This is a genomic window from Kitasatospora sp. MAP12-44, from assembly GCF_029892095.1.
Classification (GTDB): Bacteria; Actinomycetota; Actinomycetes; order Streptomycetales; family Streptomycetaceae; genus Kitasatospora.
The window spans coordinates 112,787-132,778 of sequence record NZ_JARZAE010000004.1 but is presented as its reverse complement, the minus strand read 5'-3'; the positions used below and the strand labels follow the sequence as shown (position 1 = coordinate 132,778).

Sequence of the window (19,992 nt, the reverse complement as noted above, 5' to 3'; positions counted from 1 at the left end):
GCGGACTCCGTCTGTCCGATGACTTCTGATGACTTCTGAGGGGGACTCATGTCCGATTCGTCTGCACCCTTGCCGACCGGTGACGGGCCGTGGGCCTGGGACCGGCCCGCGTGGCCGGTGGGCCCACCGAAGGCGAGTAGGAGAGCCGACTGGCTGAAGGCCGTCGAGCCCGGCACGTTGCGGGCGCCGACTCTCGGAATGCTGGTCGCGGCGGCCGTCTGCGGAGTGCTGGCGACGGTGGTGCTGGGGGACGGGGTGGGGGTCAACCTGCTGCTGTGCGCGCTGGTGTGCGCGGTCGGCGGCGGGCTGGCCGCCCGGGCCCGGGCAGGTGGCCGGCGGCCCCGGGCGTGGACGGTGACCTGGGCGCTGGCTTCGCTGGTGCTGCTCGTCGTCCCGGTCGTGTCGGCGGCCGGTGGGCCAGTGCTGCTGGCGGTGCTGCTGGCTGTCACGGCGGGCGCGTTGGCCCTGCAGGGCGGGCGCCGGTGGGCGGGGGTGCTGTTGGCACCGCTCGGCCTGGCGGCCGGTCTGCTGCAAGCTCCGTCCTGGGCGCTCAAGGCTGTGCGGGGGCGGTCCTACCCGGGCCGGGACCGGGTGCTGCCGGTGCTTCGAGCGTCCTTGGTCGCACTCGTCCTGGTGGCGGTCTTCGGCGCGCTGTTCGCCGGGGCCGATGAGGCCGTCGGCCAGTTGCTGGGGGATCTGACGCCGAGCGTGGATCTCGGTCAGGTGCCGCTGCGGGTGGCGCTGCTGGTGCTGGGCCTGGCCGTCGCCCTTTCGGTGGCCCGCACCGGGTCGGCCCCGTTCCGGTGGGACCGTCTGCCGGTCGGGCCGGGCCGCGAGCGCGGCCGACTGGAGTGGGCGGTGCCGGTGGTCGCGTTGAACCTGCTCTTCGCGATCTTCGCCGGGGTGCAGGTGTTCGTGTTCTTCGTCGGTTACCAGGGGCTGGTGCGCCACACCGGGGTCAGCCCGTCGGTGTACGCCCGACAGGGTTTCTGGCAGTTGCTCTGGGTGACGCTGCTCGCGCTGGTCGTGGTCGCCCTGGCCAGGCGTTGGGCGCCCCGCACCACCGCAGCGGAACGTCTGATGGTGAAGGTGCTGCTCAGTACGTTCAGTGGGCTCACCCTCGTGGTGGTCTGTTCGGCGATCCGCCGGATGCAGTTCTATGTGGACGCCTCCGGGCTGACGCGGCTGCGGCTCTGCGTGCTCGGGGTGGAGGCATGGCTGGGCGTGGTGTTCCTGGTCGTCCTGGTGGCCGGCCTGACGAGGTCGGCCGAGTGGCTGCCGCGTGCGGTGATGCTGAGCGCGGTGGTGGCGGTGGCGGGGTACGGCCTGGTGCGTCCGGACGCAGTGGTCGCCGAGCAGAACGTGGCCCGCTTCGAGCAGACCGGGCAACTTGATCTGCGCAACGTCCGCGGGCTCTCGGCCGACGCGGTCCCGGCGCTGGATCGGCTCCCGTCCGGCACGCGGTCCTGCGCGCTGGAGCTGATCGGCCGGGACCTGGCCGCTTCGCCGGCGCCCTGGTACGCGATCAGCGTCGCGGAGGACCGGGCGCGGGACATCCTGCGCGCCCGCCCGCCGCAGGACGGCGAGCCGATGTCCTGCTAGGTGCCGCGCCGGAGATCCGTCGGTAGAAGCGCGCGATTCCTTCCGGCCTCGTTGCGGAGCCGGGTGGTGGTCAGCGTCCGCGGCGACGGGCGCGGGATTCGGCACGGGGCGGGAGAAGAGCTGCGAACGGCGGGTGTGAGCTTCGGTGTTAGCTTTCTTCCCGTGGTGGAACACCAGGACGAGACCAGGGCGGCCTACGACGGGGTCGTCGAGCTGTATGCGTCGATGTTCGCTGATCGGCTGGAGACGCGGCCGTTCTCACGGAACATGATCGGTACCTTTGCCGAGTTGGTGCGCGGGACGGGGAACCTGCGGGCGGCCGATGTCGGCTGCGGGCCCGGGCATCTGACGGCCATGCTGCACGACCTGGGGCTGGATGCCTTCGGGCTCGACCTCTCCCCAGCGATGGTCGACCACGCCCGGCGGGCTCATCCGGCGCTGCAGTTCGACGAGGCGCGGATGGAGGCCCTTCCAGTTGAGGACGGCGCGCTCGGTGGCGTGCTGGCCCACTACTCGATGATCCACACTCCTCCTGGGGAACTACCCGCGCTGCTGGCCGAGCAGGCGCGTGTCCTGGCACCGGGTGGCCTGCTCCTGGTCTCGTTCTTCGCGACCGACGCGCCCGAGCCGGTCCGCTTCGACCACAAGGTGACGCCCGCCTATAGCTGGCCGGCGGACCGGTTCGCCGAGCTGCTGGCCGGAGCCGGGCTTGTCACGTTCGCCCGGCTGCTTCACGACCCGGCCTCTGATCGGGGCTTCCTCGATGCCCACGTGCTGGCCCGCCTCCGCTAGAGCATGGCCGCGTCCGTCGGGGTGGGCGTCCCCTGGAGCCCGGATAACGGCCCCGTTCACCCCTGGTGAGCCTGGCCCGGGTCGCGCACCCAGGTTCCGCGTCTCGGTGTCCAATTCCGGGCCGCTATGTCCAAGAGGGCCGTGATCAAGCCTCAGCCGTTGATGGCCTCCACGATCTGCAGGGCGGCCTGGGCGGGCGTGAGGTGCGTGGTGTCGACGACTTCGGCCTCGCTGTGCAGCCACGTGCGGGCCGCCTCGGCGTAGGGCTCAAGGTACTTGAGGCGGAACCAGGAGTTGGGACCGACAACAGTGTCCCCTGCGATGCGCCCGCGGAGGGTCTCCTGGTCGGCGTGGAGGACGAAGTGCCGTACCGGAATGGCGTGTTGGGCGAGGCCCGTGCTGATCTCGCGCCAGTACTGCTCGACCAGGACAGTCATCGGCATCACCAGAGTCCCGCCGGTGTAGTCGAGCACGCGGCGGGCGGTCTCGACCACGAGTGGCCGCCACGGCGTCCAGTGCTGGAAGTTGTCCGTTTCGGGCAGCCCCGGCGTGATGTCCATGAGCGTCTCGCCGACCTTCTCGGCGTCGAACACCCGTGAATCCGGGATCAACTGCTGCACGAGGGTGCTGGTCGTCGTCTTGCCTGCGCCGTGGGTGCCGTTGAGCCATACGATCATGGGCCTGACGCTAGCGGTGTTCAGGCCGCGGTCTGGTGGCAATCACGTCACAGAACTGGCACAGCAGAACATCGCGAAGAGTCGGACTCGCTGTCAGGACGCTGCACAGAGCAGTGACACGAGACTTGGAACGATCAAAGTGCCGTTATCGGGGGTGGACTTGAAGCGCGGCTGTGCGCTGCGGGGCGTCTGGCCACACGTGTCGCAGGGTCCGTTCTGCCCAGTCATCGGGGATGTCGGAGGTGGCGATATACCGTGCGTAGAACGAACCGATCAGCATGCTGGCGAGGGCGTCGGGGTCTGCTGAGTCCGGCAGTTGCCCGGAGCTGATGCCCTCGGCCAGGGCCTGGCGCAGCGCTTCTCGGCGCGGTTCGACCAAGCGGCGGCGGAAGGCGGCGAGCAATTCCGGATGGCGGTGCTCTTCGGCCAGCAGCGTGCCGACCACCGCCATGGAGTTGCTGCGCAGCAGGTTGGCACGGAAGTTCCGCAGGACCGCGAGGGCGCGGCCGCGGGGCGGCCCTGACTCGGCGGGCATGCTCTCGACCCGCAGCGAGTCGATGACCGCGACGGCCACACTGGCCTTGCCGTGGAACCTGCGGCGCACGGTAGGGACTGTCGTGCCGGCGGCGGCTGCTACCGACTCCAGGGACATCCCGGCGTAGCCGGCCTCGCGGAGCTGCTGCTCGGCCGCTGCCAGGATCGCCCGGTCCAGCTCGGGGTCTCGCGGCCGCCCCGCAGGCCGCGGTGCGACAGGGCTCACTGGACATCCTCCCGGCGAACATTATATTCTGATGCTCCATCATATCGTAAGTATCCCAGGGGGCTTACTGTGACCACCGGCCCGATCCCTCCGACCGCGGTCGTCCGCGTCTCACGCGGCAACTTCGATCCCGCCCGGTTCCCGGAAGTCCAGGAGGCGACCGCGGCGATCAGCGGCTTCCTGATTCCGGCCATCAAGGAACTTCCCGGCCTGATCAGCTACCACTGGGCTACCTCGCCCGACGGTTCCTTGGTCAACGTCAGCATCTGGGAGTCCGACGAGCACGCAGAGCAGATGAGCCGGCTCACGGAGATGACCGTGGACGCCCGGGCGATTACCGAGAAGGCCGGCGTCGTCTTCATCCCCATCGTCAACTACCCGATCGACTGGACGATCTGACCGCTCACTCGGGGTGGTTACGGTCCATCACCCACAGACGGCCGGGGTGAGCGCATCACAGGCAGCGGCGCCGCGCGAGCCGAGGCGGCCTGGACGCGCGGGTGCTGTGCCTCTCCGGGAACGGGTTCGTCGGCGCCCGTCCTGCCGGCTGGGCGCCGGCCAGGTGGGAGAACCAGCCGGGTCTGGCCGCCGTGGCGCCAGGGCGTCCTCCTTCACAGTGGGGTGAGGATGTCCTGGTGCGCCCCGTCCAGGACGAAGCCGTTGTCCCACCGGACCCGGACCGTCACCCGCCTTCCGCGCTCCTGATACGCGGCCCACTCCGGCTCCAGCGCGGCGATCTCCGTCTCCAGCCGCTCCCGGCTCGCCGCCGGCATGGTGTGCCCGTAGTCCTCGAACAGCGCTCTGAGCCGCTGGTACTCGCGGACCTCCTCGCTCTCCGCGAGCTCCCCGTCCACGTGCTCGACGGTGCCCTCGATCCCGGCTCCCAGCGAGAGAAATCCGACGACGGCTTCGGGCTCCCCGGCGACAGCCTCACCGATCCCGAGGTCCTCAGCCAGCCTCACGCGCCGGCCCTTCTCCAGGGTCATCCGTCCTCTGCCTCTCCATCGATCGGTGCCGCCGACGCATCCGGTCTGCGGCTCGGCCATTATCCGCCGTCCGGGGCGTGGTCGAGCCGACCGCCGCCGCCAAGGCGGTGCTCCAACAGGTCGCCGAACGGCCGGGTGGCCGGCCGGAGAAGCTGCGACAGGTGCGCAAGCACCAACTGCGCCCAGCCGAAGTCGCTCCAGGGGAACTGCCCGAGCTGCTGCGCGGCGCAGGGTTGGAGATCCTCGACCAGGGCGAGTGCGACCTCGCGATGAGCCGGCGCCGCCCGGACGGCGCCCGGGTCGCGCTGCCGGCCCACTGGTTCGTGGTTGCGGCGGCCGCAGCGGAGTAGCGGGCGACGATCGGCGCGTCGGCCCCGGCGAGCGCAGGCGACCTGTCCTCGGCTAACCTCCCCCTTCGTGGACGATCACTCCGAGCCCTCGACCCTGCGCCTCTTCGTGGCACTGGCTCCGCCCGACGACGCCAAGGACGAACTGGCCCGCGCCCTGCAGCCTGCCTACGCCAGGTACCCGCGGCTGCGGTGGAACCGGATCGAGGACTGGCACATCACACTGGCCTTCCTCGGTGAACTGCCGTCCACGGCAGTGCCGTTGCTGCGGTCGGCGCTGGCCGGTCGGACCGCGTCGCACCCCGCCCTGCGCCTGAGATTGCGGGGCGGCGGCGACTTCGACCAACGACTGCTGTGGAGCGGGATCGAGGGGGACCTGGAGGGACTGCACCTGCTCGCCGCCGACGTCCGGGACCTGGTCAGGTCCTGCGGGATCGAGTTCAGGGACCGCCCGCTGCGCCCCCATCTGACCCTGGCACGGTCGCGCCGCGACGATCCCACCAGCGTGCCGCAGGCCGCGGCCGGGCTCACCGGGTTCGTGGGACGGCCCTGGTGGACCGAACGTCTCCACCTTGTCGGCAGCAACATCGGCCGTGGCCCCGGGCCGATCCACTATCGCGACATCGAGGCGTGGCGATTGGCCGCCGCCGTCCGGGCTGGGGGCGACGGCGCTCTCACCGAGCTGTAGCCGACGGCGAGCGCCTGGGTGGGCGGGCGGTTGTGTGACGGTCCGTTGATGACGGAACCCCGGATCGGGGTAGCGCTGCGCCGGGCCGGGTCAGGCCAGGTTTGCTGTCCTCGGGTTCGTTGTCCCCGCCCTGGCCCGGCCCGAATGGGCCGGTCCCCTCCATAACGGGCCGGCTCCATAACGGGTCGGCGCTTGGGGGCGTGGGCGCCGGCCGACGCAGGGCTGTGCACGGCTGCCGGTGGTCGTGTTCCCGCTCCGCGTCCGCCCGGGCTGACGGCTCACCGTAGCGGTGGAGGCGGCCCGGCCGCAGCCGCCTCCACGTCTACAGCACCCCGCCCGTCTCGCACACTTCCCAGCGGGTGGGGCGCCGGTGCCCCAGGTCCTGTCCGGGTCTAGAAGCCGCCGCCGATGAAGGGGCCGTTGCCGCCACCCCGCGACATCCTGTTGAGGTCGGACCGGAACGTCGCATAGGCCGCCTCCGGCGACGGGGCGACAGGCCTGGCGTCCGGGGAGGCGGGGCGCGCCTTGGCGACCTGGGCCACCGCATGGCCGATCGTCTGCAGTGCTGTACGGATCTTGCTCATGGCAACCCCCCGGGTGACGCCTTCGACCTGTCTGGCAGGCATGACGCGAGTGTACGACCCACCTGAGCGGGATTGGCTTCCGCTTGAGCGGAATATGAGGTTCCCCGCAGGTCTGTGCCCGATCGGGCACAGACCTGCGGCTGCCCGGTTGTGCCGTTAGGCCGTCCTGCTGCGGCCCTGTGCTCCCGTGCGCTCTTGTACGCCCCAGCCGGCGCACCCGAACCTGGGGCGGTCCAGCGCACCGCTGGCCGATCACCGGGGGAGAGGGGGCGCGGGTGCCACCGCGTTCGCGCACCGTCAGGCGCCGCACGGCCAGGAAGCCCAAGAAGACCGCCCAAGCGCTCCTCTACCGGGCAGTGCGCCGCCACCCCGCCCGCGCCGCCGCCACCGTGATCGCGGCCGTCCTGCTGCTCGCCGTCGCCACCGACCCCGGCCTGTGGTGGACCGCGGCCCTCGTCCTCCTACTCGCCGCCGCGACCCGGTGGGCCACCCGCCTCTACACCGCGCACCGCGCAGCGACCGCCGGCCACCAGGCATGGCCCACGGAACAGGAACAGCTGCGCCGCGAGAAGTCCCTGGCCGCGGTCGACGCGATGACCGGCACCGAGTTCGAGCACCACGTCGCCGCCCTGTGCCGCCGCGACGGCCTCACCGGGGTCCACACCGTCGGCGGCCGCGGCGACCTCGGTGCCGACGTCATCGCCCACACTCCCACCGGCGCCAAGATCGTCATCCAGTGCAAGCGCTACGCACCCCATCGCAAGGTCCGCTCAGGGGAGATGCAGACCTTCGTAGGCACCGCCCGCCCCGAGCACCACGCCGACATCGCCGTCTTCGTCGCCTCCTGCGCCTACACCAAGGACGCCGAGCACTACGGACGCAAGCACCGGATCACCCTGGTTGACCGCGATCTGCTCGCCATGTGGAAGAACGGCACCACCCTGGAGGCCATCGTCGCCATGTGGCAGGCGGCCACGCCCCCGCCTCCCCGCAGGACCCCCTCCGCTCCTCGCCGGTAGGAGTCAGCCAGACCGGCTCGGCGAACGCGGCGTCGATGCGGCTGTCGGCGCCGCCCGCCGTGACGGCCACGGTGAGGAGGCGCAGAACTGCACACCCCGGGCGGGATCGTGGAGCGCGCGCTGCGCGATCTGCCCGAGGGCGATCCGCCCCGCCGCACCGTGCTGCAGGTGGCGCGGACGACTGGCTCGAGGACCGCCTCCACGACTGCCAGGACGAGGACGAGGACGAGGACGAGGACGAGCCGTTCGGTGTCGGGGCGAACGACCCGCGGTGGATCCGCGCCGGAACGGCCGGAGGCGCCGCGTAGGTAGCGCACGCGCACGCGCACCGGGACAGCCTTGCCAGGTACAAGCAACCAAAGGTTGCACATGGCCGGGCTTCGGTCTACCGTTACATGCAACCAAAGGTTGCGTGAGTGTGGACGAGGAGCGGTGATGGAGTACGGCAGCATCGAGCGGGAGATCCACATCGAGGCCACCCCCGAGGTGGTCTACGAGGTCATCACCACGCCGGAGCACCTGCGGGAGTGGTGGCCCGACGAGGTCGAACTCAAGGCGGTGCCGGGGGCTACCGGATCCGTCAGCTTCGGGAGCAGCGCCTCGCCGGACATGAAGGTCGCGCCGCTCACGGTGGTGGAGGCCGATCCGCCGCGGCGGTTCTCATTCCGGTGGGTCTACGAGGAGGGGGAGACCGCGAGGGCGGGTAACTCGCTGCTGGTGACCTTCGATCTGGAGCCGTCCGGTGCGGGCACGCTGCTGCGCTTCTCCGAGGCGGGGTACCGGGAGGGCGGCTGGGAGGCCGCCGTGCTCGAGGAGATGTACCAGGACCACGCCCGGGGTTGGGACTACTTCCTGCCGCGCCTGGTCGGCTACGCCGCCAAGGTGGTGTCGACCCGGTGAGCGCAGCGGTGGACGACGAGCTCTGGTCCGCGGTGGGGGATCCCATACGCAGGCGGATGCTCGACCTGCTGCTGGCCGACGGTGGCGGGACGGCGACGACGCTCAGCGAGCGGCTGCCGGTCACCCGGCAGGCGGTCGCCAAGCACCTCGGCGTCCTCGGTCGGGTCGGGCTGGTCCACGACACGCCCTCGGGGCGCGAGCGCCGCTACGACGTGGACGAGGCCCAGCTCGCCCGCGCGGTGGCGCAGTTGTCATCGGTTGGGGCGGCCTGGGACGCACGACTGCACCGCATCAAGCGGATCGCGGAGGCGATCCAGCGCAGCCGCGAGGACTGAGTCCTCACGAGAGAGAGGGAGAGAGGGATCGAGATGGTGGACATCTTGCACAGGATCGGCGTGACGTCGTCTCCCGACGAGGTATACGCCGCACTGACCACGGTCGACGGGCTTGCGAACTGGTGGACCAAGGACACGGACGGCGACAGCGATGTCGGCGGCGTGCTCCGATTCCGCTTCGCCCCCGGTGGCTTCGACATGAAGGTGCTGGAGGCGAAGCCCGCCGAGCGTGTGCTCTGGGAGGTCGTCGACGGGCCCGAGGAGTGGATCGGTACGAAGGTAGGCTTCGACCTCAAACAGGAGGACGAGTACACGATCGTCCTGTTCCGGCACGAGGGCTGGCGGGAGCCGGTGGAGTTCATGTACCACTGCAGCACCAAGTGGGCGACCTTCCTGATGAGCCTCAAGCACCTCGTCGAGACCGGCAAGGGCGAGCCCGCGCCGGACGACGTGAGGATCAGCAACTGGCATTGAGCTCATTGAAGGAACCGCCCGCAGGTCTCGGCATCATGCCGAGACCTGCGGGCGGTCGTGCACGCCTGCCAGCTGGAAGCCAGGCGAGACGGTGCGCTTCAGCTGGGGCTGTGGAGGGTGAGGCGGGTCCGGTCAGCCGGCGTTGGCCGGGATCGGCGCGGTCCCGCCGACGGCCCGACCGCGCCGGAGCAACTGGTCGAGCGAGGCGCTGCCCGCTCCGCTGACGGCGATGGACAGGAAGATCCAGCAGAACAGCACGGACAGCTCACCGCCGTTCTGGATCGGCCAGAGCGCGTGCTCCTGGTGCACCGAGAAGTAGGCGTAGGCCATCGAACCGGAGCAGAGCAGGGCTGCCGGCCGGGTGCCAAGGCCCACCAGGACCAGTGCACCGCCCACCAGTTGGATCAGCGCGGCCCACCAGCCAGGCCACTGCCCGACGGGCACGGAGTGGCCGTGGGCGCCACCCAGCACCCCGAACAGGGAGGACGCGCCGTGGCAGCAGAAGAGCAGAGCGGTGACGATCCGCAGTAAGGCCGTGGCGTGCGGCCTGGCCTGCTCGGCAAGCGAGTCGGTACCGGTGCTGAAGGACATCGGAACTCCTTGATGGCTGAGGTGTTCTGGACATGTCGACTGCTGGTACGCAGCCGACCGCACCGGCGTTCAGCCCCTCCTGCGGAATTCTCGAATCCTCTCCTGACGAGGCCTCCAAGCTTGGCCCCTGGGCCTCGACCGGGTGTTACGCGTCGGGGTGCGCCGGCAGCGCGAGCCAGCTCGACCAGGAGATCTCGCGGCCGATGAAGCGCGGCTGCTCGAACGGCCAGTCGGCGGCGATCCACTGCGGCACCAGCGCGTCCAGGGACTGCTCGACCTTGCTGCCCACCAGCTCGTCCACCACCCACCAGGAGATCTCGCCGTCCGCGCCGGTCCGCTCCGGCGGGTCGATGTAGACGCAGCCGAGCAGGGCCGTCTCCGCCGCGTCGAACAGCGCGTAGTTGAAGGACTGGTGTGCGGCGATCTCCTTCTCGTGCCGCAACAGGTCGGCCTGGTCGGCCTCGTAGGTCATGGTGGCCGCGGGCCAACCCCAGGCCGGGCCGAAGATGGTCCACAGCCGCTCGCGCGAGCCCATCACGGCTGGATAGTCGAGCGGGGTGTCCGCCTCCCGGATCGGCCGCAGGTGATGGCCGCCGCCGGGCAGCGGTACAAGGACGGGGTGGACGAAGTCATCGGGAAGCCAGCTCATGGCGCCCGACCGTAGCACCGCGCGGGCGCTTGTTCCCCTGGATTTATGATCGCTCTGGTTCGTCGGAGAGGCCGACGAGCGGGACTGCACGAGAGCGCCAACGCGTCTCGTGGGACAGGAGATCGGCGCATGCCGGCAAGCGAGACCGGTGCACTTCCCAGGCCGGTCGTCTTCGTGCACACCAACGACGAACAGCTCCTGGCGGCGCGGGTCGCCGCTCATTCGCTCAAACTCCGCTCGGCGCAGGCCGACGCGTTCGAGGTGCGGTTGCTGCGGGTGGAGGAAACCCCGCGCCTGCACACCCGACTCCACGGCCGACAGATCCGGTACGCCGGCGAGCTCATCAACTGGAACGGTCGGACCTTCAGCCCGCTGCGCCTGCTGGTGCCACAGATCATGGGCTATCGCGGGACCGCCCTGGTCCTCGACCCCGACATCGTCGCCGTCGGTGATGTGGCCGTGCTGCTCCAGCAGGACATGGCGGGAAAGGCGATCTGGTGCCGCGAACGCGACGACTGGGAGATGGGAGTGCCCGCACGGGTATGGTCCACCTCGGTCATGCTGCTCGACTGCCGGCGTCTGTCGCACTGGCGGTGGGACACCGCGATCGAGGAGGTCCGCGCCGGGCGTCTCGACATGCTCCAGTGGCTGCGACTCGCCGACGAGGCGCCGGAAACCATCGGCCGGCTGCCCGAGGAGTGGAACCACCTCGACACCTTGACCGACCGGACGCGTCTCCTGCACTACACCGATGTCCGCACCCAACCATGGCGCAGCGGACTGCCGTTGGACTACGAGCTGCACTCGCTCGGAGCCGCGGCCGTCGAGCCTCGGGTCCACCGGCCCCATCCCGACCAGCGCCAGGAGTCCCTCTTCTTCGAGCTGCTGCGCAGCGCCCTGGAATGCGGTGACATCAGTGCCGAGTTCGTGGAGGCGGAGATCCGAGCACGTCGGGTGCGCCCCGACGTGTTCGAGCTGGTGCGGGCGGTCCGTCGCGCGCCGTGACCGCGTCCGACCGTCCTGCCGTCCGATCGTCTGCGGGAGGCGATCCGACAGCGTCAGCCGGGCGCGGGGGCGGGCGTTTCCTGTCGTTGGACCCTGTTCCAGCGCACCGGGGCGCCGGTCACGGCAGCCGCGATCGCTCGGACGAGTACCGCGAACACCAGGTGCCCGTACAGGAATTGCAGCACCGGCTGGGGCGCTATCAGGCCAGCCGGCTCGTCGGAGAGTCGCAGGGCCAGGTACGAGTAGGCCAGCGGTACGGCGAAGACGCCGACGCAGAGGCCGGCCGTCACGAGATCGCCGTGCAGGACCGTCAACACGAGGGCGAGGTCGACCAGGGGCGTGGCCAGAGGCAGCAGCAGGTGGAACACCAGCATGTAGGGCAGGCCTATGCGGTTCAGGCGGTTGCCCGCGTCGCGCGGGGAGCGGAGGTGGCGCCACAACGCCTGCAGCGTGCCATAGGACCAGCGGTAGCGCTGCCGAGCCAGATCACGGTGGGTGAAGGGGACCTCGGTGTAGGCGTGGGCGGCCGGCTGGTGGGCGATGCGCCAGCCCTGGCGCTGCAGGGTCATGGTCAGATCGGTGTCCTCGGCCAACGTCCGCTCGCCGACACCGCCCGCGGCGAGCACCGCGGTCCGACGGAAGGCGCCGATGACACCAGGCACCGTGGGCATCCCGCCCAGGCGGTCGAACATGATGCGCTCGAAGTTGAACGTCGCGTAGTCGAGCCGCTGCCAGCGTGCCACGACCCCCGTCCGGTTGGTGACCCCGATCTGGCCGGAGACCGCTGCGACGCCCGGATCGGCGAAGGACTCGACCAGTGCCCCGACAGCGGTGGGCGCCAGAACCGTGTCGGCGTCGACCATCACCACCAGGTCGGCGCGCGCCACGGCCAGCCCCGCGTTGAGCGCTGTCGCCTTTCCCTGGTTGGCCTGGTGGATCAGCAGCACGTCGGGAAACCCCTCCTCGACGATTGCCCGGGTCCGGTCGGTGGAACCGTCGTCGACCACCACGATGTCGACCGGATGCAGGGACGCGGCCGCCGCCTGGATGGCCGCGGCGATCCCCGCCTCCTCGTTGTAGGCCGCAATGATCACGGTGACGGGCTCAGCGCGTCCCGCGCCGGTGACCACGGACCGAGTCCGCGAATGCCCCAGCGCTATCCAGCCCATCACGGCCACGCGCAGAGAGCTCAGCACCACCACGACGACGAGCATGGCCCAGGCCGCATCGCACACACCCGCGAGCAGATCCGACCAGCCGGTCGCAGGCAGCACGGCCAGGCCGAACAGCAGCAGAACCGGGACGAGAACGGCGGCTGCCCGGCGGATCCACCGGGCCCGCCGCCCAGTGGGATCGAGGAACACCGGCGCTGCCGCCTCCGGCACGGGAACGGCGCCCGCGACCTGAGGTGGTCGCGGCGAGTCGTGCAGCGCGGCCATACGGAAAACCACTGCCTTTCGGGCGTCGAGAACTGATGCTTCATCGGCCCCGGCCCGCGTTCACCCGCCGGACCGGGACCGGGACCGTTCGACCGCTGCGCCGGCTAACGGCGCAGCGGCCACCACTGCAGCCGGTCGCGGGCCTTGGCCGGGTTCCAGTGCAGGCCCGAATCGTCGCCGGTGATGTGGAAGACCTCGAAACCCTGCCGGTACTCCAGTGCGGCCAGCAGCGCCCGCGACAGGTCGCCGGCTGCGGTCGCCGCGATCAGCGTGCCGTCAGCCGACCGGTTCACCACCGGCTCGCCGCCGGGCAGGGCCCAGGCCGGCCACGCTTCCTCCGTGGTAGGCCACGCCAGACGCAGCACGGTCACCGACATCCCCCACTGCGTTACGGCCGCCGCGCACACCTGCTCGGCCAGCCGTTTGGTCAGTCCGTAGAGATCGGTCGCATCGGCCGGCACCGACTCGTCCAGCCGACGGTCCGTAAGTTCCTGATAGACCGACAGGCTGCTGATGTGCACGGCATGGCGGACCCCGGCCTGATGCGCGGCGAGCAAGGTCAGATGGACCGAGCTCACGTTGACGTCGAACGCACGAGCCGCATCGGTGAAACCGCCCTCACCCACGCCGGCCATCGCCGCGTGCACCACCACGTCGACCCCCTGCATGGCCTGAGCCAGCATCACCGGATCATTCGCCGTACCCACAACGTGATCGTGATCGTGATCACCGATCGGCGGACGTGGGTCGAGCACCCGGACCTCGTACCGCTCCGCCAGAGCCGGCAACACAAGACCAGCAACGTACCCCGACCCACCAACCACTAGAACCCGCATCCGACGAAGCTAGCAGCACGTCGATCCGACGGTCGAGGTTCTGCGGTCCGGTGCCGACCCGTGAGTAGCGCCACGGGCACTGACGGCCCGGCACGACGGCCTCTCCACAGCCCGCGGTCCGTTCGAGTGACACCCCGGCGCTGCCGCGCTGACCGGATGGATACCTCGCCTGAACACATGGGAAAGGGTGCCTCTCCCGAGGGGAGTATCAGGAATTCGGCTCTGTTCCGTAGTCGGTGGTGACGCTGCGTCTCTGCCTGCGATCATGGGGCGTGCTTGACGTCAACGTCCTTGTGGGAATGGTGGTTTCGGGGTTGTCGGCGCTGGTCGTCAAGGATGTGGCGGATGGCGGTGAGGTGGTCCGGGTCGTGGCCCGGACTCGGGATGTTCGGGTGTCCTCCCCGGTGTGCGGGCTGCCGACGGGCAAGGTGCACGGGTATCACCGCCGGACGGTGGCGGATGTCCCGGCGGACGGCCGCCAGGTGGTGATCCCGGTGAAGGTGCGGCGCCTGGTCTGCCCGGTCCTGGGCTGCCGTCGGCACACCTTCCGCGAGCAGATCCCCGGGCTGCTGGAGCGCCACCAGCGCCGCACCACTCGCCTGGCCGGGCGGGTCTCGGCAGTGGTCAAGGAGTTGTGCGGCAGGGCGCCCGCCAGGCTCGCCCGCGTCCTGGCCGTGCCCTTGGATAGACCCGCCGCTGCGCACCGCGGTGTCGTAGGTCCAGGTGGTCCTGCGCCGAGACGAGGAGGGCCAAGAGACGGTCGGGGTCTTGCTGGGCGGCGTGGAGCAGGACCTGGTCGGATCATGGCGAGGGCGGCGGGGCCGGTACCCGTCCGTGGGGCAGCCGGCTGAGCCCACCGGCGGGCTGGGTCAGCAGCGAGTCAGGTGGTTGTCAGGGCTGGGCTGGATAGTTATGGCTACGAGGGCGGACCGTGGTGAAGGCGGCGGATCGGTCCCGGGGAGAGGTGCCCGGAGTGGTTGATCGGGGGCCGGGACTCTGGTCCCGGTCGGGTCCTTGAGGCCCACGCAGGTTCGAATCCTGCCTTCTCCGCCGAACCGGATCGCGCCGTACGGCAGGATCGGCAGGGTCGGCGGATCAGTCGGAGTCGGCGGGGTTGCTGGAGCAGATCGAGCACGGGCCAGGCGCCGAGAGCTCTCGGCCTGTTCAGAGCTTGTAGCCGATCCGGCGCAGCAGGCTGTGCCGGTCCGCGACGTCGGCGTCGGTCTCGACTCCGACCGGTGGGACGCCGTCGATCACGCCGATCACGCCGCGGCCCCGCTCGGTGACGGCGACCAGGACATCGAGCGGGTTGGCGGTCGCGCAGAAGATGCCGCACAGCTCGGGCACGAGCTTCACAGCGTTCAGGACGTTGACCGGGTAGCCCTCGCGCAGCAGGATCACGAAGGAGTGGCCGGCCCCGATCGCCTGCGCATTGCGCACGGCCAGCGCCTCCAGCTCCTCGTCGTTGCCGGATCGTCGGACCAGGCAGGCACCGGAAGCCTCGCAGAAGGCGAGGCCGAAGCGCAGGTGCGAGCCGACTCCGATCATTGCCTCGTGCAGGTCCTCGACGGTCTTGATGAAGTGCGACTGACCGATGATCACATTCGCGTCATCCGGTTTCTCGATACTCACCACATCGAAGGACAATCCGGCAGCGGCCACCAGGAAACCTCCCGTTCTCGCGCGGCATCGGACGATGCACGTCGTCCCGATCATGACCACCGCCCGCGGCCGACGGCCGGACGGCACGCAGGCGGAGCGGCGCCAAGTCAGCCGGGAAGACGTGGCACGGGCTCGCCACCGATCACGGACCGGAGGCGAGCGATCCAGCCCAAGGCCAAGCGGCCTCGTCGGGGTGGGGTGGGTCGCAGCCGTTGGTGTCGGCCGGGGTCGTCGTGGTGGTCAAGCCCTCGGACTTGTTGGCCGCGACGGCGAAGTCGTCGGTGAAGGTCGGGCCGAGGTTGACGGAGTCGGTCTTCACGCCGACCGCTTCTCGGTCGCCAGGACGGTCAGTTCTGCCCGCCAGCGGGCCCTGGCGGGAATGACGCCACGGCCGGGACAGCGGCCGTCGTGTCGGCCGGACGCTGCCAGCCGACGGGGGCAGGCTACGTGTGCAGGGCCGCCAGCAGCTTGTGGGTGAAGCGGTGCATGTGAGGGTCCATGGCCTCGATCGGCTCGTCGAGCACCTCGTCGAGCGTCAGCCATCGCATCGAGCGGTACTCCCGCTCGTCGAACGCAGGCAACCTGCCCGCGTCGCCGGCCAGCACGTGCCACAGCGAGACATCAGTGTGCGAGTGCGGGCCGCGGGTCGGGGTGACGGTCACGAACAAAGGCCGGTCACCGCACACGTCGCTCGGCACGGCCTAGGGCCTGTTCTGAGTTCAGATCATGTGGCGGGCCGTAGGCTGCGGAGCCAGATGACGGCGCCGCGTAGGTGGAGTCCGGCGAGGTAGCTGTCGGGGGTCTTGTCATAGCGGGTGGCCAGACCGCGCCACTCCTTGATCTTGTTGATACAGCGCTCGACGGTGTTGCGGTCCTTGTAGAGGTCGGCGTCGTGCGTGACGGGACGGCCGCCGCGCGAGCCCTTCTTCCTGCGGTTGGCGGCCTGGTCGACCTTCTCCGGGATGACGGCCTTGATCCGGCGTCGGCGCAGGTAGGCGCGGTTGGCGCGGGAGGAGTACGCCTTGTCGCCAGCGATCGCGTCCGGGCGGGTGCGGGGCCGGCCCACCGGAACGCGGACCTTGATCCGCTCGATGACCGGGATGAAGCGGGGGCTGTCGGCGGCCTGCCCAGGCGTGAGCACGAAGGACAGCGGCCGACATTGGCGTTCGGCCGCGAGGTGGGTCTTGGTGGTCAGCCCGCCGCGCGAGCGTCCCAGCTCGGCCGCGCGGAGCCGGGCCTTGCGGCGACGGCGGACACGGCGGCGTTCCTCGCGAGTCGCGTCGTCCGTCTCGCCGGCCGGGCCGGGCGCCGCCACTACTGGATCGGTTTGCCCCTTTTGTGGAGCCCCTTTTCCTTCGTGGCGGCCTTCTCCAGATCCTGCAGCAACTCCGGGTCGACGACCATCCCGGCCGCGTGGTGGTGCGCGCGGGCGACCGTGGAGTCCACGCTGACCAGGCTGAGATCGACCTGTCCACGGGCTGCGGCCTCGGCGATCATCCCCTCCATCAGCGCCTGGAAGGTCCCCGTGGTCGCCCAGATCTGGAACCGGCCGTAGACGGTCGACCAGGATCCGTAGCGCTCAGGGACGTCCCGCCATGGACTCCCGGTCCGAAACCTCCACATCACCGCATCGAGCTGTCGGCGCAGGTCGGGGATCGGCCCACGCTCGCCCAGCGGCAGGAGCGGCTCCATCAACTCCCATTCGGCATCGCTCAGATCACCACGCGTCACACCGCCGTTCTACCGGGCCGAGACCGTCCGGCGTCGGCGAACCACCAAACCGTGATCTGAACTCAGAACAGGCCCTAACCGCAGCCCCGACCAGTACCCACCCCGCACGGGAGGAAGACCCGCCAATGCCGCTACCTTCGACCAAGCCACACACGGCCCCGGCCGACCCCACCACCGCGAAGGCCCGCATCTACGCCATGCTGGACACCGACGGAGACGGAGTCGCCTCCCGCCACGACTACTTCGTCCGCATCGAACGGGCTCGGCAAGCCACCGGACGCGGCGACGACGATCACCGCACGCACCACGGGCGAACGCGCCTGGGCCGCGATGGACGCCAACGGCGATGGCGTGATCACCTACCAGGAGTACATCGCCTGGCTGGACGCCGAGAAGTTCGACAACATCTGGCAGTACGCCCTGGGCGCCCTGTTCGACCTCGCCGACGCCGACCAGGACGGAACCCTGGACCGAACGCACTTCACCACGCTGCGCCAGGCACTGGGCAACCGGGCCGACAATGCCGACGCGGCTTTCGACGCACTGGACAACGACGGCGACGGACGCGTCAGCCGCCAGGAGTACCTGGCGTCGATCCGCGCATACGTCACGGGCGACGACTCCGCCATGGGCGACGCCCTGTACTGACCGCCCATGCCCGGGGCACCGAACCGGCTCGGCCCCAGGCAGCAAGTGCACGGCGAGGGCGGTTCAGCGGGCTGGTCGGATTGCGGCGAGGTGGTGGTCGCCGGGGTGGCGGGCGGGTTCGGTGCGTACCACACTCGTCGCTGGCCGAGGCACTGGAAAGGGGGCTGCTGCCTTCGTACGCCGCCTGCCTGGGGTACGACGCGCTCCCGAGTGGGCAGTGATCCACTCATCGTTTCATCGTCGAAATCGTTTCCGGCGCGTCCGGACGGGTGAATGACAATCAGTTCACCCAGTATCTGCGAGCGTTGCGGGATTGATGTTGTTCGTATGCGACCGTGATCGGCGAAAGGATCACCGCTGATGTAAGTCTGCACGATAAGGAAGCCCATGACGACACGAGGCATCACAGGCGTCGTCCGCAGGATCGCTGGTCGATCCCGGTCGGCGTCGTTGGTTCTCACCTGCGTGACCAGCGTCCTGATCGGTGTGGTCGGACCCCTGAGCGCGAGCGCGAGTGCAAGTGCGAGTGCGAGGGTGGTCACGCCGCCCGTCTCACTGCGTACCGCCGCTGGCTTCGCGGTCCTCGCCGCGTCGACCGTCACCAATACCGGCGCCACCGTGATCAACGGCGACCTCGGGCTGAGCCCGGGCACTTCGGTGACCGGGTTTCCTCCCGGGCAGGTGAACGGCACCCAACACGTCGCCGACGCTGCCGCGTTGCAGGCTCAGAACGACCTGACGGCCGCCTACAACGACGCCGCGGCGCGCCCGACCACCGCCACCGTTCCCACGGAGCTCGGCGGTACCACCAAGACCCCCGGCGTGTACGACTCCCCGGCGGGCACGTTCGGGATCACCGGAACGCTGACGCTGGACGCCCAGGGCGACCCGAACGCCGTGTTCATCTTCAAGGCCGCGTCCACGCTGATCACGGCATCGGCGAGCAGTGTGGAACTCGTCAACGGTGCGCAGGCCTGCAACGTCTTCTGGCAGGTTGGCAGCTCCGCGACTCTTGGAACCAGTTCCACGATGCGGGGAAGCGTCCTGGCGCAGGCATCGATCACCGTCACGACGGGCGTGACGGTGGACGGTCGGACGCTGGCCCGCACCGCCGAGGTCTCACTGGACACTGACACGATCACCCGCCCGGCTTGTGCCGCATCGGCGCACAACGCCTACGTCACCAACCTCTTTGACGGCACGGTGTCGGTGATCGACACCACCGCCAACGCCGTCACCGCCACCGTCACCGTCGGCAACGGTCCGCAAGGAGTCGCTGTCAGCCCCGACGGGACGCACGCCTACGTCACCAACGAATGGGATGGCACGGTGTCGGTGATCGACACGGCCACCAACGCCGTCACCGCCACCGTCACCGTCGGCGACAGCCCGTTCGGAGTCGCCGTCACCCCGGACGGGACGCACGCCTACGTCACCAACGAATGGGACGGCACGGTGTCGGTGATCGACACGGCCGCCAACGCGGTCACCGCCACCGTCGCCGTCGGCAACACCCCGCAGGAAGTCGCCGTCACCCCGGACGGGACGCACGCCTACGTCACCAACGAATGGGATGGCACGGTGTCGGTGATCGGCACCGCCGCCAACGCCGTCACCGCCACCGTCACCGTCGGCAACAGCCCGGAAGGAGTCGCCGTCAGCCCCGACGGGACGCACGCCTACGTCGCCAACAGCGGGGATGGCACGGTGTCGGTGATCGGCACCGCCACCAACGCCGTCACCGCCACTGTCACCGTCGGCAACAGCCCGGAAGGAGTCGCCGTCACCCCGGACGGGACGCACGCCTACGTCACCGACCTCTTCGACGGCACGGTGTCGGTGATCGGCACCGCCACCAACGCCGTCACCGCTACCGTCACCGTCGGCAACGGTCCGTTCGGAGTCGCCGTCACCCCGGACGGGACGCACGCCTACGTCACCAACGAATGGGACGGCACGGTGTCGGTGATCGACACCACCGCCAACGCCGTCACCGCCACCGTCACGGTCGGCTTCTTCCCGACCGGAGTCGCCTCCTCGTAGGACAGGTCGCTGTCCGGTGGCGCAGTGCCACAGGCGCGGTCAGCGGACCCACGTCGGGAGCTGTGCGCGCGGGAGTGCCGTCTGAGCTGGGGCAATGAGGCTTGCTTCGAGTGTCGCGTCGGTCCGGCAAGAGGCACGTTCTGCCGGACCGATCGCACGCCGATCGCAGCCGCGGAGCCGGGCGCGATCCCGCTTCGCCGGCGCCTGAGGAGGTGCCGGCGGGC

Annotated in this window: 23 protein-coding genes, 1 tRNA gene and 2 pseudogenes; 14 read left to right on the top strand and 12 right to left on the bottom strand. The window is 70.1% G+C overall.

The window, feature by feature from the left end; genetic code table 11:
* Positions 1–48: 48 nt before the first annotated feature.
* Positions 49–1,602: a DUF4173 domain-containing protein gene (locus P3T34_RS01655; RefSeq protein ID WP_280664149.1), complete on the top strand. Its 1,554-nt coding sequence runs from the start codon at positions 49–51 to the stop codon at positions 1,600–1,602.
* A 162-nt stretch (positions 1,603–1,764) separates the two neighbouring features.
* Positions 1,765–2,394, top strand: a complete 630-nt coding sequence (locus tag P3T34_RS01650) for a class I SAM-dependent methyltransferase (RefSeq protein WP_280664148.1) — start codon at positions 1,765–1,767, stop codon at positions 2,392–2,394.
* A gap of 152 nt (positions 2,395–2,546) precedes the next feature.
* Here the strand turns inward: P3T34_RS01650 and P3T34_RS01645 are convergent, their stop codons facing one another.
* Both P3T34_RS01645 and P3T34_RS01640 read right to left on the bottom strand, forming a co-directional pair.
* On the bottom strand, positions 2,547–3,071 hold the full coding sequence (locus tag P3T34_RS01645) for an AAA family ATPase (RefSeq protein ID WP_280664147.1): 525 nt from the start codon (positions 3,069–3,071) through the stop codon (positions 2,547–2,549).
* Positions 3,072–3,216: 145 nt separating this feature from the next.
* A complete protein-coding gene (locus P3T34_RS01640) occupies positions 3,217–3,831 on the bottom strand; it encodes a TetR/AcrR family transcriptional regulator (RefSeq protein WP_280664146.1) in 615 nt (204 codons plus the stop codon).
* A 69-nt stretch (positions 3,832–3,900) separates the two neighbouring features.
* Here P3T34_RS01640 and P3T34_RS01635 point away from each other — a divergent pair, with 69 nt between their 5' ends.
* Positions 3,901–4,230 (top strand): antibiotic biosynthesis monooxygenase, encoded by a 330-nt coding sequence (locus tag P3T34_RS01635; RefSeq protein ID WP_280664145.1) that lies wholly within the window; start codon positions 3,901–3,903, stop codon positions 4,228–4,230.
* A gap of 212 nt (positions 4,231–4,442) precedes the next feature.
* Here the strand turns inward: P3T34_RS01635 and P3T34_RS01630 are convergent, their stop codons facing one another.
* Positions 4,443–4,793 carry a hypothetical protein gene (locus P3T34_RS01630; RefSeq protein ID WP_280664144.1) on the bottom strand — a complete coding sequence of 117 codons (351 nt, stop codon included), beginning with the start codon at positions 4,791–4,793 and terminating at the stop codon, positions 4,443–4,445.
* Positions 4,794–4,894: 101 nt separating this feature from the next.
* On the opposite strand from P3T34_RS01630, the gene P3T34_RS01625 reads away from it, so the two are divergent.
* Positions 4,895–5,167, top strand: coding sequence for a hypothetical protein (locus P3T34_RS01625; protein ID WP_280664143.1), 273 nt, complete (start codon positions 4,895–4,897; stop codon positions 5,165–5,167).
* Between the two features lie 67 nt (positions 5,168–5,234).
* Positions 5,235–5,852 carry an RNA 2',3'-cyclic phosphodiesterase gene (gene thpR, locus P3T34_RS01620; protein ID WP_280664142.1) on the top strand — a complete coding sequence of 206 codons (618 nt, stop codon included), beginning with the start codon at positions 5,235–5,237 and terminating at the stop codon, positions 5,850–5,852.
* A 392-nt stretch (positions 5,853–6,244) separates the two neighbouring features.
* On the opposite strand, the gene P3T34_RS01615 is transcribed toward thpR, so the two are convergent.
* Positions 6,245–6,478 (bottom strand): hypothetical protein, encoded by a 234-nt coding sequence (locus P3T34_RS01615; protein WP_280664141.1) that lies wholly within the window; start codon positions 6,476–6,478, stop codon positions 6,245–6,247.
* 233 nt (positions 6,479–6,711) lie between these two features.
* On the opposite strand from P3T34_RS01615, the gene P3T34_RS01610 reads away from it, so the two are divergent.
* The 4 genes from P3T34_RS01610 (at position 6,712) to P3T34_RS01595 (ending at position 9,164) form a co-directional block, all read left to right on the top strand.
* On the top strand, positions 6,712–7,455 hold the full coding sequence (locus P3T34_RS01610; protein WP_280664140.1) for a restriction endonuclease: 744 nt from the start codon (positions 6,712–6,714) through the stop codon (positions 7,453–7,455).
* A gap of 435 nt (positions 7,456–7,890) precedes the next feature.
* Positions 7,891–8,355 (top strand): SRPBCC domain-containing protein, encoded by a 465-nt coding sequence (locus P3T34_RS01605; protein ID WP_280664139.1) that lies wholly within the window; start codon positions 7,891–7,893, stop codon positions 8,353–8,355.
* Entirely contained in the window at positions 8,352–8,690 is a 339-nt protein-coding gene (locus P3T34_RS01600) for a helix-turn-helix domain-containing protein (protein ID WP_280664138.1), read from the top strand. Before P3T34_RS01605 ends, P3T34_RS01600 begins: the two co-directional genes overlap by 4 nt.
* A 60-nt stretch (positions 8,691–8,750) precedes the next feature.
* Complete coding sequence (locus P3T34_RS01595; protein ID WP_280664137.1) at positions 8,751–9,164, top strand: SRPBCC domain-containing protein; 414 nt, start codon at positions 8,751–8,753, stop codon at positions 9,162–9,164.
* Positions 9,165–9,296: 132 nt separating this feature from the next.
* Here the strand turns inward: P3T34_RS01595 and P3T34_RS01590 are convergent, their stop codons facing one another.
* Positions 9,297–9,755 (bottom strand): DoxX family protein, encoded by a 459-nt coding sequence (locus P3T34_RS01590; protein WP_280664136.1) that lies wholly within the window; start codon positions 9,753–9,755, stop codon positions 9,297–9,299.
* 145 nt (positions 9,756–9,900) lie between these two features.
* Positions 9,901–10,404: an N-acetyltransferase gene (locus P3T34_RS01585; RefSeq protein WP_280664135.1), complete on the bottom strand. Its 504-nt coding sequence runs from the start codon at positions 10,402–10,404 to the stop codon at positions 9,901–9,903.
* 129 nt (positions 10,405–10,533) lie between these two features.
* Between P3T34_RS01585 and P3T34_RS01580 the strand changes: the two genes are divergently transcribed.
* A complete protein-coding gene (locus tag P3T34_RS01580; protein ID WP_280664134.1) occupies positions 10,534–11,409 on the top strand; it encodes a hypothetical protein in 876 nt (291 codons plus the stop codon).
* A gap of 53 nt (positions 11,410–11,462) precedes the next feature.
* Here the strand turns inward: P3T34_RS01580 and P3T34_RS01575 are convergent, their stop codons facing one another.
* The gene (locus tag P3T34_RS01575; RefSeq protein WP_280664133.1) at positions 11,463–12,848 is read right to left on the bottom strand and encodes a glycosyltransferase family 2 protein; all 1,386 of its coding nucleotides are present in this window, start codon (positions 12,846–12,848) and stop codon (positions 11,463–11,465) included.
* Between the two features lie 104 nt (positions 12,849–12,952).
* A complete protein-coding gene (locus P3T34_RS01570; RefSeq protein ID WP_280664132.1) occupies positions 12,953–13,684 on the bottom strand; it encodes an NAD(P)-dependent oxidoreductase in 732 nt (243 codons plus the stop codon).
* 302 nt (positions 13,685–13,986) lie between these two features.
* On the opposite strand from P3T34_RS01570, the pseudogene P3T34_RS01565 reads away from it, so the two are divergent.
* Both P3T34_RS01565 and P3T34_RS01560 read left to right on the top strand, forming a co-directional pair.
* Positions 13,987–14,367, top strand: a pseudogene (locus P3T34_RS01565) (transposase family protein); the annotation flags it as partial.
* A 275-nt stretch (positions 14,368–14,642) separates the two neighbouring features.
* Positions 14,643–14,734 (top strand) — tRNA-Gln (locus P3T34_RS01560).
* 114 nt (positions 14,735–14,848) lie between these two features.
* Here P3T34_RS01560 and P3T34_RS01555 read toward each other — a convergent pair.
* The 4 genes and pseudogenes from P3T34_RS01555 to P3T34_RS01540 form a co-directional block, all read right to left on the bottom strand.
* Positions 14,849–15,316: an adenosine-specific kinase gene (locus tag P3T34_RS01555; protein WP_348534606.1), complete on the bottom strand. Its 468-nt coding sequence runs from the start codon at positions 15,314–15,316 to the stop codon at positions 14,849–14,851.
* A gap of 172 nt (positions 15,317–15,488) precedes the next feature.
* A complete protein-coding gene (locus tag P3T34_RS01550) occupies positions 15,489–15,665 on the bottom strand; it encodes a hypothetical protein (RefSeq protein ID WP_280664130.1) in 177 nt (58 codons plus the stop codon).
* A gap of 124 nt (positions 15,666–15,789) precedes the next feature.
* On the bottom strand, positions 15,790–16,008 hold the full coding sequence (locus tag P3T34_RS01545) for a hypothetical protein (RefSeq protein ID WP_280664129.1): 219 nt from the start codon (positions 16,006–16,008) through the stop codon (positions 15,790–15,792).
* 62 nt (positions 16,009–16,070) lie between these two features.
* Positions 16,071–17,077: pseudogene (locus tag P3T34_RS01540) on the bottom strand (IS5 family transposase).
* A gap of 330 nt (positions 17,078–17,407) precedes the next feature.
* On the opposite strand from P3T34_RS01540, the gene P3T34_RS01535 reads away from it, so the two are divergent.
* Both P3T34_RS01535 and P3T34_RS01530 read left to right on the top strand, forming a co-directional pair.
* The gene (locus P3T34_RS01535; protein WP_280664128.1) at positions 17,408–17,725 is read left to right on the top strand and encodes an EF-hand domain-containing protein; all 318 of its coding nucleotides are present in this window, start codon (positions 17,408–17,410) and stop codon (positions 17,723–17,725) included.
* A gap of 534 nt (positions 17,726–18,259) precedes the next feature.
* On the top strand, positions 18,260–19,768 hold the full coding sequence (locus P3T34_RS01530; RefSeq protein WP_280664127.1) for an ice-binding family protein: 1,509 nt from the start codon (positions 18,260–18,262) through the stop codon (positions 19,766–19,768).
* Positions 19,769–19,992: the final 224 nt, after the last annotated feature.

What these genes read in the sequence shown, in the direction of transcription:
- P3T34_RS01655 (WP_280664149.1), top strand. Translation starts at nt 49, where the DNA reads ATGTCCGATTCGTCTGCACCCTTGCCGACCGGTGACGGGCCGTGGGCC.
- P3T34_RS01645 (WP_280664147.1), bottom strand. Translation starts at nt 3,071, where the DNA reads ATGATCGTATGGCTCAACGGCACCCACGGCGCAGGCAAGACGACGACC.
- P3T34_RS01615 (WP_280664141.1), bottom strand. Translation starts at nt 6,478, where the DNA reads ATGCCTGCCAGACAGGTCGAAGGCGTCACCCGGGGGGTTGCCATGAGC.
- P3T34_RS01605 (WP_280664139.1), top strand. Translation starts at nt 7,891, where the DNA reads ATGGAGTACGGCAGCATCGAGCGGGAGATCCACATCGAGGCCACCCCC.
- P3T34_RS01590 (WP_280664136.1), bottom strand. Translation starts at nt 9,755, where the DNA reads ATGTCCTTCAGCACCGGTACCGACTCGCTTGCCGAGCAGGCCAGGCCG.
- P3T34_RS01585 (WP_280664135.1), bottom strand. Translation starts at nt 10,404, where the DNA reads ATGAGCTGGCTTCCCGATGACTTCGTCCACCCCGTCCTTGTACCGCTG.
- P3T34_RS01580 (WP_280664134.1), top strand. Translation starts at nt 10,534, where the DNA reads ATGCCGGCAAGCGAGACCGGTGCACTTCCCAGGCCGGTCGTCTTCGTG.
- P3T34_RS01575 (WP_280664133.1), bottom strand. Translation starts at nt 12,848, where the DNA reads ATGGCCGCGCTGCACGACTCGCCGCGACCACCTCAGGTCGCGGGCGCC.
- P3T34_RS01570 (WP_280664132.1), bottom strand. Translation starts at nt 13,684, where the DNA reads ATGCGGGTTCTAGTGGTTGGTGGGTCGGGGTACGTTGCTGGTCTTGTG.
- P3T34_RS01535 (WP_280664128.1), top strand. Translation starts at nt 17,408, where the DNA reads ATGGACGCCAACGGCGATGGCGTGATCACCTACCAGGAGTACATCGCC.